The sequence below is a fragment of the Sphingomonas aracearum genome, assembly GCF_003345355.1.
Classification (GTDB): domain Bacteria; phylum Pseudomonadota; class Alphaproteobacteria; order Sphingomonadales; family Sphingomonadaceae; genus Sphingomonas; species Sphingomonas aracearum.
This window is the reverse complement of the sequence record NZ_QQNB01000003.1, coordinates 102033-114555: the sequence shown is the minus strand read 5'-3', so window position 1 is coordinate 114555 and position 12523 is coordinate 102033. Positions and strand designations below refer to the sequence as shown.

Genomic DNA, 12523 nt, shown 5'->3' with positions numbered 1-12523 from the left:
TGCGGCCTATCTCTCGATATGCCTTCTCGACAAGCTCGAAGGCTACTCGAGACGAACGTAGAGGAGAGTGCCGTGGTCAGATCCGTTCGCCTCGAGTAGCTGTCGAGCTTGTCGAGACAGCGTATCGAGAGGGGCGGGCAGCGCCACCTACCCCTTCGCCACCTCGCTCACATGCCCGGCGAACTCCTCGAAGTCGCGGGCCTCCGAAAAGTCGCGGTAGACGCTGGCGAAGCGGATATAGGCGACGGAATCGAGGCCCTTCAGCCCCTCCATCACCATCTCGCCGATCCGGTGCGAGGCGACTTCGCCCTCACCGCCGGTTTCCAGCTGGCGCTGAATGCCGCTGACCAGCTTTTCGATGCGGACCGGATCGATCTGCCGCTTGCGCGTGGCGATGGCGATGGACCGCATGAGCTTCTCGCGCTCGAACGGCTCCCGCCGGCCCTCGCTCTTGAGCACGGTCAGCTCGCGCAGCTGGATGCGCTCGAACGTGGTGAAGCGCGCCGCGCAGCCTTCGCACTGGCGGCGGCGGCGGATCGCCGCGCCGTCTTCCGACGGGCGGCTATCCTTTACCTGGCTGTCTTCATGGCCGCAGAACGGGCAGCGCATTCGCGTCCTTAGCTGTTGTTGCGCCGCGCATAGGCGATCGCGGCGCCGGCCAGTGCACCGAACACCGGCCCGACCACCGGGATCGGGATCGCGACCACCGCGCCGATCGCGCTGTACTTGGCCATCCGCCGGCCGAGCTTCGGGTCGGACTTGATGGTGGACTGGATTTCCTCGATCTTGCTCATGCGAACCCTCAATCGTTGTAGATCGGGAACCTAGCGCACAAGGCCGCCACACGTTCCCGCACATCGGCCTCGATCTGCGCGTCGCCCGCCTCGCCGTTCTTCGCCAGGCCGTCGAGCACGTCGGCGACCATGTTGCCGATCTCGCGGAACTCGGCCGGGCCGAAGCCGCGGGTGGTGCCCGCCGGCGTGCCGACGCGGATGCCGCTGGTCTTCACCGGCGGCAGCGGATCGTTGGGGATGCCGTTCTTGTTGCAGGTGATGCCCGCGCGTTCCAGCGCCTCGTCCGCGTCGCGGCCGGTGATGCCGAGCGGGGTGAGATCGATCAGCGCCAGATGCGTGTCGGTGCCGCCCGAGATGATGTTGGCGCCGCGCTCCTTCAGCGTGGCGGCGAGCACCTTGGCGTTCTCCACCACCGCCGCGATGTAGCCCTTATAGTCGGGACGCAGCGCCTCGCCGAACGCCACCGCCTTGGCGGCGACGACGTGCATCAACGGGCCGCCCTGAAGCCCCGGGAACACCGCCGAGTTGATCTTCTTGGCGACCGCCTCGTCATTGGTCAGCACCATGCCGCCGCGCGGGCCGCGCAGCGTCTTGTGCGTGGTGGTGGTGACGACATGCGCGTGCGGCAGCGGCGAGGGGTGGAGCCCGGCGGCGACGATGCCGGCGAAGTGCGCCATGTCGACCATGAAATAGGCGTCTACCTTGTCGGCGATGGCGCGGAAGCGGGCGAAGTCGATGACGCGCGGATAGGCCGAGCCGCCGGCGATGATGAGGCGCGGGCGGTGCTCGACGGCGAGCCGCTCGACCTCGTCATAGTCGATCAGGTGCGTATCGGGCGTGACGCCATATTGCACCGCGTTGAACCACTTGCCCGACATCGCCGCGCGCGCGCCGTGGGTCAGGTGGCCACCGGCGTCGAGGCTCATGCCCAGGATCGTCTCGCCGGGCTTGACCAGCGCCAGCATCACCGCGCCGTTGGCCTGCGCGCCCGAATGCGGCTGCACGTTGGCGAAACCGCAGCCGAACAGTTCCTTCGCGCGATCGATCGCGAGCGTCTCGACCTCGTCGGACGGGGCGCAACCCTGGTAGTAGCGCTTGCCAGGATACCCCTCGGCATATTTGTTGGTGAACACGGAGCCCTGCGCCTCCAGCACCGCCCTGGAGACGATGTTCTCGCTGGCGATCAGCTCGATCTGCGTCTGTTCGCGCTTCAGCTCGTGCGCGATGCCGGCGAACACCGCCGGATCGGCCTCGGCGAGGGTGCGGGTGAAGAAGCCGTCGGGCTGCGTGTCGCTGGCGCTCTGGGGATGGGTGCTCATGCGGATTTCTCCAACGAAGGGGCGGAGAGCTTGTCCACTCTCCCGGCGTGGCGGCCGCCGGCGAACTCGGCGACGAGAAAGGTCTGAAGGCAGGCGGCGGCCATGTCCGGCCCGATCAGACGGGCACCCATGGCCAGCACGTTGGCGTCGTTATGCTCGCGGGCCAGCGCGGCGGCATAGGGGTCGCTGACCAGCGCGCAGCGGCAGGCGGGATGCCGGTTCACCGCGATGGAGATGCCGATCCCCGATCCGCACAGGGCGACGCCGCGCTCCGCCCGGCCGTCGCCGACCGCTTCCGCCAGCTTGTAGCCGAAATCCGGATAGTCCACCCGGCCATCGTCGGCGGGACCGAGGTCCAGCACCTCGTGGCCCCAGCTTTGCAGCGTCTCCACAAGCCGCGCCTTCAGGTCAAAGGCGGCGTGATCGGAAGCAATGGCGATGCGCATGCGCGGGGCGCTGTTCCTGTGGCGATGAAAGGATGGCGCGCCTCTACGCGCTCCGTCGCGAAATTGCCACCCGAAACATGGCTGACGCGCGATCGTCACGGCTTCGTCGCGGCCCGGTCATGCGACCGTCACCGCCGGCCCGTAAGGCACTGCGACTCTTTCAAGGACAGGACCCGAGATGAGCAGGCAGCCGATCAACGGCGCGGTGCGGGACGCCGTGCATCAGCACGAGCACCTGTCGAAACAGGGCGTGCTCGAACGCGCTTTCACCTTTGCCTTTCGCGGACTCGTCTATGCGCAGATCTGGGAGGATCCGGCGGTCGACATGGAGGCGCTGGCGATCACGGGCGATTGCCATGTGGTGGCGATCGCGTCCGGCGGGTGCAACGTCCTGTCCTATCTCACCGCCAATCCGCGCGCGATCACCGCGGTGGACCTCAACACCGCGCACATCGCGCTCAACAAGCTGAAGCTGGCCGCCGCGCAGTCGCTGCCGGACTATGCGTCCTTTCGCCGCTTCTTCGGCGACGCCAACAGCCGCGAGAACATCGCCGCCTACCGCGCCCATGTCCGCCCGCAGCTCGACGAGGAAACCCGCCGCTACTGGGAAGGCCGCGACCTGATCGGCCGCCGCCGGATCGGCAGCTTCGCCCATGGCCTCTACAAGCGCGGCCTGCTCGGCCTGTTCATCGGCGCGGCGCATGCCATCGCGCGGGTGCATGGCGTCAACCCGCAGGCGATCCTCTCGGCCCGCTCCATCGAGGAGCAGCGCGAGATCTTCGATCGCGACTATGCGCCGGTGTTCGAGCGCGGCTTCGTGCGCTGGCTGACCGACCAGCCCGCCGCCCTGTTCGGCCTGGGCATTCCGCCCGCTCAGTATGAGAAGCTCGCGGGCGACGAGAAGATGGCCGCCGTGCTGAAGGCGCGGCTGGAGAAGCTCGCCTGCGGCTTCGACCTCAAGGACAATTACTTCGCCTGGCAGGCGTTCGGCCGCGGCTATGGCGCGGGGCCGAACGCGCCGCTGCCGCCCTATCTGCAACCGGCCAATTACGATGCGGTGGTCTCCCGCGCAGACCGGGTGGAGGTGCGCCACACCAACTTCACCGACTATCTGGCGTCGCAGCCGGACGGGTCGCTCGACCGCTATGTCCTGCTCGATGCGCAGGACTGGATGACCGATGCGCAGCTCGCGGGACTGTGGGCGGAGATCACCCGCACGGCCCGGAAGGGCGCGCGCGTGCTGTTCCGTACCGCGGGCGTGCCCAGCATCCTGCCCGGCCGCGTGCCCGCCGCCACGCTGAACCGCTGGCATTACGCCGCGCCCGAATCCCGCGAGTTCACCGCGCGCGACCGCTCGTCCATCTACGGCGGCGTTCACCTCTACCTGCTGAAGTGAGCGACCTCACCCATGCCGCGCGCATGGACGCGATCTATCGCGGCCAGCGGCACGTCTATGACTGGACGCGCAAATATTACCTGCTCGCCCGCGACGAGCTGATCGACGCACTGGTGCCACCCCGCGGCGGCACGGTGCTGGAGATCGGCTGCGGCACCGGACGCAACCTGATCGCGGCGGCACGCGCCTGGCCCGAAGCGCGGTTCTTCGGCATCGACATCTCCGAAGCCATGCTGGAGACGGCGCGCACCAACATCGCCCGTGCAGGGCTCACCGGCCGGATCACGGTGGCCGCGGGCGACGCCACCCATTTCGATCCGAAGCCGCTGTTCGGCGTGGCGCGGTTCGATCGGGTGTTCCTCAGCTACACATTGTCGATGATCCCCGACTGGCGCGGCGCGCTGGTCGAGGCGGCGGACAAGCTGGCGCCGGGCGGCCGGCTGGAGCTGGTCGATTTCGGGCAGCAGGAACATCTGCCGCGCTGGTGGCGCGCCCTGCTGTTCGCCTGGCTGCGGCATTTCCACGTCAGCCCGCGCGCGCAGCTGTTCGAGGTGGTGGAGGGCCTGCGCTCTCCCGGCCTGCCGATCGCGCGCACGGTGCCGCGCTATCGCGGCTATGCCTGGCGGGCGAACCTCGCCCGCGGGTGACGCCCCGCCATAGCTGGGTCCTTTGTGCAACACCCAAGTGACCCCTCGCCCTCGCGGCGGCGCAAGGACTTGTCGCTCGGCGCCGGCGACGGCATGCGTCCGACATGAACGAGACACATGCCGGCGCCAGCCGCCTTCGCAACCTGATGTCGCGCGGCGCGACTTTTCTCGGCACGGAGGTCGCGATCCTGTGCGGCGCCATGTCCTGGGTGTCGGAGCGCAATCTGGTTTCCGCCATTTCCAACGCCGGCGGGTTCGGCGTGATCGCCTGCGGCGCGATGTCGCCGGAGCTGCTGGACGCCGAAATCGCCGCGACCAAGGCGCTGACGAGCAAGCCGTTCGGCGTGAACCTCATCACCATGCATCCGCAGCTGATGGAGCTGATCGCCGTGTGCGGCCGCCACGGTGTCGGCCATGTGGTGCTGGCGGGCGGGCTGCCCCCCGCCGGCTCGCTCGACGCGATCAAGGCGAACGGCGCCAAGCTGATCTGCTTTGCGCCCGCGCTGGCGCTGGCGAAGAAGCTGATCCGCTCGGGCGTGGATGCACTGGTGATCGAGGGAATGGAGGCCGGCGGCCATATCGGCCCGGTCTCCACCTCCGTCCTCGCGCAGGAGATGCTGCCGGAGATCGCCGAGCAGGTGCCGGTGTTCGTCGCCGGCGGCATTGGCCGGGGCGAGGCAATTGCGGGCTACCTCGAAATGGGAGCAGCCGGCGTGCAGCTCGGCACCCGCTTCGTCTGCGCCACCGAATCGATTGCGCACCCGAATTTCAAGCGGGCGTTCCTGCGCGCCAACGCCCGTGACGCGGTCGCCAGCGTGCAGATCGACCCGCGCTTGCCGGTGATCCCCGTCCGCGCGCTCAAGAATGCCGGCGGCGAGCTGTTCACCGCCAAGCAGCGTGAAGTCGCCGCGCATCTGGACGAGGGCCGCGTGGCGATGGCCGAGGCACAGTTGCAGATCGAGCATTACTGGGCCGGCGCGCTGCGCCGCGCGGTGATCGAGGGCGATGTGGAGCATGGCTCGGTGATGGCGGGCCAGTCGGTGGGCATGGTGTCGCGGGAGGAGCCGGTCGCCGCCATCATCGCGCAGCTGATGGACGAGGCCGCGGGCGCGCTGGCGAAGCGGGCGGCCTGAACCGCGCCGGGCGGGGCGCGGACTATCGGTCCTCGCCCTCTACGATCGCGCCGCACTGGGGCGGAGCGCCCGCCACGCGGCGCGCTGCGCAATGCACCGCCGACTCTCGGCCGAAAGGCGCTACGGAGATCGCCGAATTCGTGGGAACGCCCCCGGCGAGAAGCGCTCCGCTGATCGTGGCACTTACCCGATCTTAACCATCGTCGGCGCATACCGCTCCTGCCGGGGGGTGCTGGAGTGTTGCCATGCGACTGTTCGCCGCTGTCTGCCTTGCCCTGCCCCTCGCCGCCTGCGCGCACCGCGAGTCCAAGGTCGCCGTCGCACCGCCGCCGGCCTCCGCACCGGTGATGGACAATGCCTTCGCGCCCTTGCCTGCCTATGCCACGCCCGGCCTGAAGCTGCCGACGCGCCGCGCCGATGGCGGCTGGCCCACGCCGAGCGACGGCCTCTCGCCCGTTGCCGCCGGCTGGCACCTGCGCGCCGCGCTCAACGTTGCCGCGCTCACCTGCACCGGCGAGCAGGCCGCACCTATCGTGGCGGGCTATAACGGGCTGCTGAAGAGCCGAAAGGCGCTGCTGGCGCGCGTTCACAAGGCTGCCTCCAAGGAGCCCGGCTTCGATGCCGGCATGACGCAGCTCTACAACTTCTATTCGCAGCTCCCCGCGCGGGCCGGTTTCTGCGACGCGGCAAACCAGGTGCTCGGCCAGCTGGGTTCAGTGCCGGATGCCGGCTATGAGGCGGCGGCTCCGGCCATGCTGGCCACCCTGGATCGCCCGTTCGCGACCTATTTCGACCGCTATCAGGCCTGGTCCACGCGGCAGGTGATCGCGTTCCAGCGCGTTGTGCTCGATCCGAGGGTGGTGCTGGCCGAATAGTCAGGCGAGGCGGAACAGCGCCTCCACGGGGCGGCCAAGCGCCGCCGCCAGCTTCAGGGCGAGCACGGTGGAGGGGACGAACACGCCGTTCTCCACCGTGTTGATGGTCTTGCGGCTCACCCCCACCCGCTCCGCCAGCGCGCCCTGCGTCAGGCCAAGCGCCTCGCGCGCCTCCTTCAGCGCGTTGTGCAGTTCCTCGCTCACCGGCTCGCCCGCAGCTCCAGCGTCGCGAAGCAGCCGAGCGCCGCCGCCAGGGAGGCAGTTATCACCACCTTGCCCGCCAGCACCGCGCTGAGCGGCGTCAGGGCGGCGACGACCGTCACGCAGGCGCCCGATGCCAGCGCGGCCACGAAGCCGGCCGACATCGCCGCGGAGCGATGCGCCCGTGTGCTCTCGTCGTTGAGCAGCGCCTTCAGCCGCGGCGAGCGGACCACGCCCACCGTCCAGAGGTTGGTCGCCCCCAGCGCCACCATGCACAGCCACGGAAGCAGCCGGAGCGGTCGCTCGCCCACCTCCCCCGCCGTCAGCACGCTCAGCACCAGCACGCCGGCAAGCAGATAGAAGATCGCCGCCCGCCGTCGCGACACCCTCTCCGCCTTGTCGATCACCGATCCGCCCGACGCCATCATCGACTCGCCTCCTGTAACCTGTAGGTGACAGGTAACCTATGGGTTACAGTCGATGCAAGCGGGTTTCTTCGCGAGTCCGGTTGGGTTAACAGGCCGTCATGGAGAGCCGCGCGTCCGACAGCCCTGCGACAGGCCGTTTCGTTGGCCGCGAGCACCGTTTTCCGATCCGTATCTATTTCGAGGACACCGATCTTTCCGGCGTCGTCTACCATGCCAACTATCTGCGCTACATGGAGCGCGCCCGGTCGGACATGCTGCGGCTGGCCGGCATCGACCAGCGGGCGTTCCACGACGCGGGCGAAGGCGCCTATGCGGTCAGCGCGATGGCCTTGCGGTTCAGGCGTCCGGCGCGGCTGGACGATGCGCTGCTGGTCGTGTCCGAGTTGATCGAGGTTCGCGCGGCGTCGGTCGATATTCAGCAGACAGTCAGGCGCGGTGCGGAAGTTCTCGTCGAAGCCGAGGTCACCGCCGCGCTCGTCAGCCCCTCCGGGCGGCCGCGCCGGCAACCTGCCGCCTGGCTCGACATCTATCACGGGCTCGCCCGCGCGCCGGACCACCAGGGAGTAACCGAAGGCCAATGACCCCCGTTCTCAACACCGACGCCGTGTCCTTGTCGCCGATCGCCTTGTTCCTGCAGGCCGACATCGTCGTGAAGATCGTGATGGCCGGGCTGCTGCTCGCCAGCATTTGGACCTGGGCGATCATCATCGGCTCGTGGCTGAAGTTCGGCCGCATCCGCAAATCCGTCGAGAAGTTCGAGCGCGATTTCTGGAAGGCGGACGATATCGACGCCTTCTACAAGGTGCATGGCGAGAGCGACCTGCCGATCGCGCGCGTGTTCGCCGCCGGCGTCACCGAATGGCGCCGCTCCACCGCGGGCGGCAATGTCGATCGCGACGGCACGCGCGAGCGCCTGGCGACCGCCATGGCTGCCGCCGCGGCAGCGGAGGTGGACAAGCTGTCGGACAAGCTGAACGTGTTGGCGACGGTCGGCTCGGTGGCGCCGTTCGTCGGCCTGTTCGGCACCGTGTGGGGCATCATGCGCAGCTTCACCGGCATCGCGCAGCAGCAGAACACGTCGCTGGCCGTGGTCGCCCCGGGCATCGCCGAGGCGCTGTTCGCCACCGCGATCGGTCTGTTCGCCGCCATCCCGGCGGTGATCGCGTACAATCGCCTGAGCCATTCGATCAACCGGATCGAGGCGCGGCTGAACCGCTTCGCCGACGGCTTCCACTCCACCCTGTCGCGCCAGCTCGAGCTGGAAGGGCGCCGCTGAGCCCATGGCGATGCACCTCCCCTCTTCCCGCCGCGGGCGCCGTGCGCCGATGGCGGAGATCAACGTCACGCCGCTGGTGGACGTGATGCTGGTGCTGCTCATCATCTTCATGGTGACGGCACCTTTGCTCACCGCCGGCGTGCCGGTGAACCTGCCGGACAGCCGCGCCAAGAGCCTGGACCAGGACAAAGAGCCGATCCAGATCAGCCTGGATTCCGGCGGCCGCATCTTCCTCGACAAGGACGAGATCAGCGAGGACGCACTGCCTGACGCTTTGGCGGCAATCGCTGCCAGGGCACCGGCGGACCAGCCACCGCAGATCTTCCTGCGGGCCGATCGCGAGCTCGGCTATGGCCGCGTCGCCAAGGTGATGGGCGAACTCAACCGCGCCGGGCTGAACCGGATCGCGCTGGTCACCAATGGTGACGAGGGCGGTCGCTGACATGATGGATCGCGCCGAAAGGACGGGGTTCGGCGTGGCCGTGGTCGGCCACCTCGTCATGTTCGGCCTCTTGTCCCTGAGCTTCCTGTCGCCGCCGAAGCCGCAGCCCAAACAGCAGCCGATCGACGTCTCGCTGGTGGAGGACGTCGCCCTGGAGGCTGCCGCACCGGAGCCCGCCGAACAGCCTGCGCAATCGCGCGCACCCGTGGCAGGGCCGCCGGAAGACGCGCCGCCACCCGCCGCGGAGGCGGTCGCGCAGCCCGAGCCGGCGCCACAGCCAAAGCCTGCGCCACCCGAGCCCAGGCCGGAGCCGGCACCGCAGCCCAAGCCCGTGCCGCAGCCCAAGGCCGCTCCCGCGCCGAAGCCTGCCCCCAAGGCACCGCCCAAGCCGCCACAGAAGACCGCTGCCAAGCCGGCAGAGGCAAAGACGCCGCCGCGGCCGGCCGCCAAGCCCGCTCCGGCGCGCAATGCCGCTCCTGCCAAGCCTGCGGCAACGGCGGCCAGCAAGCCGGGCACGGCGAAGTCGACCGGCAACAATCCGCAAGCCGCAGCCAAGCCGAAGCCGCGCGGCTCGCGGCTGGGCGCCAACTTCCTCCAGGGGCTCAGCGCCGATCCGTCGACCTCCACCTCGCAAAAGCCGATGGCGGCGAAGATGAGCGCCAGCGCCGCCGCCAGCATCGGCTCGGCCATCAAGCGGCAGGTGCAGCCCTGTGCCGATCGCCAGGTAAACCCCGGCCCCGGCGCGTCCGACATCGTCGTCACGCTGCGCCTGCGCATCAATCGCGACGGATCGCTGGCAGGCCGCCCGACCATCGCCGGTGCACCGCGCGGCGTGACCGACGCGAACGAGCGGTATGTCGATGCGGTCAACCGCAACGCGATCAACGCGTTTGTCGGTTGCGCGCCGCTTCGCGGCCTGCCGCAGGAGTTGTACGACGTTCCCAACGGCTGGAACGATTTCCGCATGACCTACAAGCTCCCGGGCTGACGCAGGGACGAGAGGAAGAGAGATGGTTCGCACATTCGCCCCGAGGCTTCTTGGCATCGCCGCCCTGCTGCTCGGCTCCGCCGCCGCGCTCGCGCAGGTCGCGCCGCCGCCCGCGCCCGCGCCCGCAGTCCAGCCCGGCCAGGCCGCGCCGCAGGACCAGCAGGGCGGGCTGGTGGTGGACGTGGTCGGCGGCGTTTCCGCGCCGCAAACGATCGCCGTGCCGCCCTTTCCCACCAACCAGTCGGTGAACACGCCGGCCGGCAGCACGGAGGAAGTCGGCCAGAAGCTCGCCGGCATCGTCAAGAACGACCTGCAGAATTCCGGCCTGTTCCGCCCGGCACAGAGCGTCCGCGCGATCGCGTTCGGCGAAGTGCAGCAGCCGCAGTTCGAATATTGGGCGGGCGCCGGCTCGCAGGCGCTGGTGCAGGGCTTCGTGCGCGCCAACGGCGATGGCTCGCTGTCGGTCGGCTGCTACCTCTACGACACGTTCAGCCGCACCGAGCTGACCCGCGGCGGCTGGCAGTTCTCGCCCAACGAATGGCGGCGCGCAGGCCATAAGTGCGCCGACCTCGTTTATTCCAAGCTGACCGGCGAAGGCCCCTATTTCGACAGCCGCATCATCTACGTCTCGGAGACGGGCCCCAAGGGCAAGCGCATCAAGCGCCTGGCCATCATGGACCAGGACGGCGAGAACCATCGTTTCCTGACCAACGGCCAGTCGATCGTGCTGACGCCGCGCTTCGCGCCCAACCAGCAGACGATCGCGTACATGTCGTACATCAACAACAAGCCAGCGATCTACATCTACGATGTCGGCTCGGGGCGGCAGCGGCTGCTGGTGCAGAACGTCAACATCAGCTTCGCGCCGCGTTTCTCGCCCGACAGCCGTTATGTGCTGTTCTCCATGGCGGTGAACGGCAACACCGACATCTACCGCATCCCCGCCGGCGGGGGCTCGCCGCAGCGGCTGACCAACTCCCCGGCGATCGATACCGGGGGCAGCTATTCGCCGGACGGCTCGCGCATCGTGTTCGAGTCCGATCGTTCGGGCACGCAGCAGATCTACGTGATGAACGCCGATGGCTCCAATCCGCAGCGGATCAGCTTCGGCGGCGGCCGCTACGCCACGCCGGTGTGGAGCCCGCGCGGCGACCTGATCGCCTTCACCAAGATCGGCGGCGGCTTCCGCATCGGCGTGATGTCGCCCTCCGGCGGCGGCGAACGGCTGCTCACCGACAGCTGGCATGACGAGGGGCCGAGCTGGTCGCCCAACGGCCGTGTTGTCACCTTCTACCGCGCCACCCAGGGCGGCTCGGGCAAGGCGGACGTGTGGCAGGTGGACCTGACCGGCAAGGTGGAGAACCGCATCCGCACGCCGCTCGACGGCTCCGACCCGGCGTGGGGTCCGCTCCGGCCCTAACTTGACTCCGCCTCCGGCTCTGGCGCAGACAGAAGCCAGTCCGGGGGCGGCACCTGAAGATCAACAAGAAGGAGAAGCCCCCGATGAAAAGACTGACGCCCAGCCTTGTCGTCGTCGCCGCAGCTCTCGCCCTCTCGGCGTGCGGACCCAAGAAGGTCAAGGACATCCCGCCGCCGCCCGGCCCGCCGCCGGGCCAGGTGGATCCCAATGCCGGCGCCAATACCGGCGGGCAGATCGTGCCGGGCAGCCGTGCCGATTTCGAGCGCTCCGTGACCAGCACCACCGTGCTGTTCGCGCTCGACAGCTACGACATCGATCCGCAGGCGCGCACGATCCTGGACAGCCAGGCGACGTGGCTGCAGCGCTATCCCAACGTGAACATCACGATCGAAGGACACGCGGACGAGCGCGGCACGCGCGAGTACAATCTCGGCCTGGGCGATCGCCGTGCGAACTCGGCGAAGAACTATCTGGCGACACGCGGCATCTCGCCAGCGCGGATTTCCACCATCAGCTATGGCAAGGAACGCCCCGTGGCGCTTGGCTCCGATGAGGAGAGCTACGCGCAGAACCGTCGCGCGGTGACCATCGTCCTCAACTGAGGGCAGCAGCCAGCAGGGAAACGCCGCCGGGAGCATCCTTCCGGCGGCGTTTTCCTGTGCAGCGGTCAGGCGATCGTCAGGCCGACATCCACGTTGTTCCGGGTCGCGTTCGAATAGGGGCAGATCTGGTGCGCAGCCTCGACCAGCTTCTCCGCGTCCGCGCGCTCCACGCCGGGCAGGCTGACCTGAAGATCGGCAGTGATGCCGAAACCGCCTCCGGAGCGCGGGCCGATGCCCACCGTCGCCGTCACCGATACGTCCTGCGGCACTTTCACCTTCAGCTGTTGGCCGGCCGCCTTCAGCGCGCCGATGAAGCAAGCCGAATAGCCCGCCGCGAACAGCTGCTCCGGATTGGTGCCCTCGCCGCCTGCCCCGCCCAGCTCGCGTGGGGTGGAAAGCTTGAGGTCCAGCGCGCCGTCTTCGGAACGGGCGCTGCCGTCACGGCCGCCGGTGGCAGTGGCGCGGGTGCTGTATTTGACATCAACGGACATGAGCGGGACCTTTCTGCAACGTTGTCACGCGATTGTTTGTCGCGATAAAAGCACAGCTACGAGCG

The 12523-nt window shown here is 68.7% G+C and carries 17 protein-coding genes; 10 read left to right on the top strand and 7 right to left on the bottom strand.

Annotation, left to right across the window (positions count from 1 at the left end):
* Window positions 1-147: 147 nt before the first annotated feature.
* From nrdR to rpiB, 4 genes are read right to left on the bottom strand one after another with little or no spacing between them, the layout of a single operon-like run.
* A complete protein-coding gene (nrdR, locus tag DVW87_RS13520) occupies window positions 148-609 on the bottom strand; it encodes a transcriptional regulator NrdR (RefSeq protein WP_114688351.1) in 462 nt (153 codons plus the stop codon).
* An 8-nt stretch (window positions 610-617) separates the two neighbouring features.
* Window positions 618-794, bottom strand: coding sequence for a hypothetical protein (locus DVW87_RS18130; RefSeq protein ID WP_181814844.1), 177 nt, complete (start codon window positions 792-794; stop codon window positions 618-620).
* Between the two features lie 8 nt (window positions 795-802).
* Window positions 803-2113: a serine hydroxymethyltransferase gene (gene glyA, locus DVW87_RS13515; protein WP_114688350.1), complete on the bottom strand. Its 1311-nt coding sequence runs from the start codon at window positions 2111-2113 to the stop codon at window positions 803-805.
* On the bottom strand, window positions 2110-2559 hold the full coding sequence (rpiB, locus tag DVW87_RS13510; RefSeq protein WP_114688349.1) for a ribose 5-phosphate isomerase B: 450 nt from the start codon (window positions 2557-2559) through the stop codon (window positions 2110-2112). The genes glyA and rpiB overlap by 4 nt, the downstream gene beginning before the upstream one ends.
* Window positions 2560-2737: 178 nt before the next feature.
* On the opposite strand from rpiB, the gene DVW87_RS13505 reads away from it, so the two are divergent.
* The 4 genes from DVW87_RS13505 (at window position 2738) to DVW87_RS13490 (ending at window position 6610) form a co-directional block, all read left to right on the top strand.
* A complete protein-coding gene (locus DVW87_RS13505) occupies window positions 2738-3955 on the top strand; it encodes a BtaA family protein (RefSeq protein ID WP_114688348.1) in 1218 nt (405 codons plus the stop codon).
* 23 nt (window positions 3956-3978) lie between these two features.
* A complete protein-coding gene (locus DVW87_RS13500; protein ID WP_114688746.1) occupies window positions 3979-4602 on the top strand; it encodes a class I SAM-dependent methyltransferase in 624 nt (207 codons plus the stop codon).
* Window positions 4603-4706: 104 nt separating this feature from the next.
* Window positions 4707-5735, top strand: coding sequence for an NAD(P)H-dependent flavin oxidoreductase (locus DVW87_RS13495; RefSeq protein ID WP_239017912.1), 1029 nt, complete (start codon window positions 4707-4709; stop codon window positions 5733-5735).
* Between the two features lie 245 nt (window positions 5736-5980).
* On the top strand, window positions 5981-6610 hold the full coding sequence (locus DVW87_RS13490) for a hypothetical protein (RefSeq protein ID WP_147276272.1): 630 nt from the start codon (window positions 5981-5983) through the stop codon (window positions 6608-6610).
* Here DVW87_RS13490 and DVW87_RS13485 read toward each other — a convergent pair whose 3' ends face one another.
* Window positions 6611-6814, bottom strand: coding sequence for a helix-turn-helix transcriptional regulator (locus tag DVW87_RS13485; RefSeq protein ID WP_114688346.1), 204 nt, complete (start codon window positions 6812-6814; stop codon window positions 6611-6613).
* Window positions 6811-7239 (bottom strand): hypothetical protein, encoded by a 429-nt coding sequence (locus tag DVW87_RS13480; protein WP_114688345.1) that lies wholly within the window; start codon window positions 7237-7239, stop codon window positions 6811-6813. The genes DVW87_RS13485 and DVW87_RS13480 overlap by 4 nt, the downstream gene beginning before the upstream one ends.
* A 98-nt stretch (window positions 7240-7337) precedes the next feature.
* On the opposite strand from DVW87_RS13480, the gene ybgC reads away from it, so the two are divergent.
* From ybgC to pal, 6 genes are all read left to right on the top strand, one after another.
* Window positions 7338-7820, top strand: coding sequence for a tol-pal system-associated acyl-CoA thioesterase (gene ybgC, locus DVW87_RS13475; protein WP_114688344.1), 483 nt, complete (start codon window positions 7338-7340; stop codon window positions 7818-7820).
* Complete coding sequence (tolQ, locus tag DVW87_RS13470; RefSeq protein ID WP_114688343.1) at window positions 7817-8515, top strand: protein TolQ; 699 nt, start codon at window positions 7817-7819, stop codon at window positions 8513-8515. The genes ybgC and tolQ overlap by 4 nt, the downstream gene beginning before the upstream one ends.
* A gap of 4 nt (window positions 8516-8519) precedes the next feature.
* The gene (gene tolR / locus DVW87_RS13465) at window positions 8520-8957 is read left to right on the top strand and encodes a protein TolR (protein WP_114688342.1); all 438 of its coding nucleotides are present in this window, start codon (window positions 8520-8522) and stop codon (window positions 8955-8957) included.
* Between the two features lies 1 nt (window position 8958).
* Entirely contained in the window at window positions 8959-9945 is a 987-nt protein-coding gene (locus DVW87_RS13460; RefSeq protein WP_338056385.1) for a cell envelope biogenesis protein TolA, read from the top strand.
* A 22-nt stretch (window positions 9946-9967) separates the two neighbouring features.
* A complete protein-coding gene (gene tolB, locus DVW87_RS13455; protein WP_114688341.1) occupies window positions 9968-11365 on the top strand; it encodes a Tol-Pal system beta propeller repeat protein TolB in 1398 nt (465 codons plus the stop codon).
* 83 nt (window positions 11366-11448) lie between these two features.
* Complete coding sequence (gene pal, locus DVW87_RS13450) at window positions 11449-11967, top strand: peptidoglycan-associated lipoprotein Pal (protein WP_114688340.1); 519 nt, start codon at window positions 11449-11451, stop codon at window positions 11965-11967.
* A gap of 65 nt (window positions 11968-12032) precedes the next feature.
* On the opposite strand, the gene DVW87_RS13445 is transcribed toward pal, so the two are convergent.
* A complete protein-coding gene (locus tag DVW87_RS13445; RefSeq protein WP_114688339.1) occupies window positions 12033-12458 on the bottom strand; it encodes an organic hydroperoxide resistance protein in 426 nt (141 codons plus the stop codon).
* Window positions 12459-12523 lie beyond the last annotated feature (65 nt).

Bases quoted from the DNA above. Each gene is read 5' to 3' on its own strand.
- tolQ (WP_114688343.1), top strand. From the start codon at position 7,817: ATGACCCCCGTTCTCAACACCGACGCCGTGTCCTTGTCGCCGATCGCC.
- DVW87_RS18130 (WP_181814844.1), bottom strand. From the start codon at position 794: ATGAGCAAGATCGAGGAAATCCAGTCCACCATCAAGTCCGACCCGAAG.
- nrdR (WP_114688351.1), bottom strand. From the start codon at position 609: ATGCGCTGCCCGTTCTGCGGCCATGAAGACAGCCAGGTAAAGGATAGC.
- rpiB (WP_114688349.1), bottom strand. From the start codon at position 2,559: ATGCGCATCGCCATTGCTTCCGATCACGCCGCCTTTGACCTGAAGGCG.
- tolR (WP_114688342.1), top strand. From the start codon at position 8,520: ATGGCGATGCACCTCCCCTCTTCCCGCCGCGGGCGCCGTGCGCCGATG.
- DVW87_RS13495 (WP_239017912.1), top strand. From the start codon at position 4,707: ATGAACGAGACACATGCCGGCGCCAGCCGCCTTCGCAACCTGATGTCG.
- ybgC (WP_114688344.1), top strand. From the start codon at position 7,338: ATGGAGAGCCGCGCGTCCGACAGCCCTGCGACAGGCCGTTTCGTTGGC.
- DVW87_RS13480 (WP_114688345.1), bottom strand. From the start codon at position 7,239: ATGATGGCGTCGGGCGGATCGGTGATCGACAAGGCGGAGAGGGTGTCG.
- DVW87_RS13505 (WP_114688348.1), top strand. From the start codon at position 2,738: ATGAGCAGGCAGCCGATCAACGGCGCGGTGCGGGACGCCGTGCATCAG.
- glyA (WP_114688350.1), bottom strand. From the start codon at position 2,113: ATGAGCACCCATCCCCAGAGCGCCAGCGACACGCAGCCCGACGGCTTC.
- pal (WP_114688340.1), top strand. From the start codon at position 11,449: ATGAAAAGACTGACGCCCAGCCTTGTCGTCGTCGCCGCAGCTCTCGCC.
- DVW87_RS13490 (WP_147276272.1), top strand. From the start codon at position 5,981: ATGCGACTGTTCGCCGCTGTCTGCCTTGCCCTGCCCCTCGCCGCCTGC.
- DVW87_RS13500 (WP_114688746.1), top strand. From the start codon at position 3,979: ATGGACGCGATCTATCGCGGCCAGCGGCACGTCTATGACTGGACGCGC.
- DVW87_RS13460 (WP_338056385.1), top strand. From the start codon at position 8,959: ATGATGGATCGCGCCGAAAGGACGGGGTTCGGCGTGGCCGTGGTCGGC.
- tolB (WP_114688341.1), top strand. From the start codon at position 9,968: ATGGTTCGCACATTCGCCCCGAGGCTTCTTGGCATCGCCGCCCTGCTG.
- DVW87_RS13445 (WP_114688339.1), bottom strand. From the start codon at position 12,458: ATGTCCGTTGATGTCAAATACAGCACCCGCGCCACTGCCACCGGCGGC.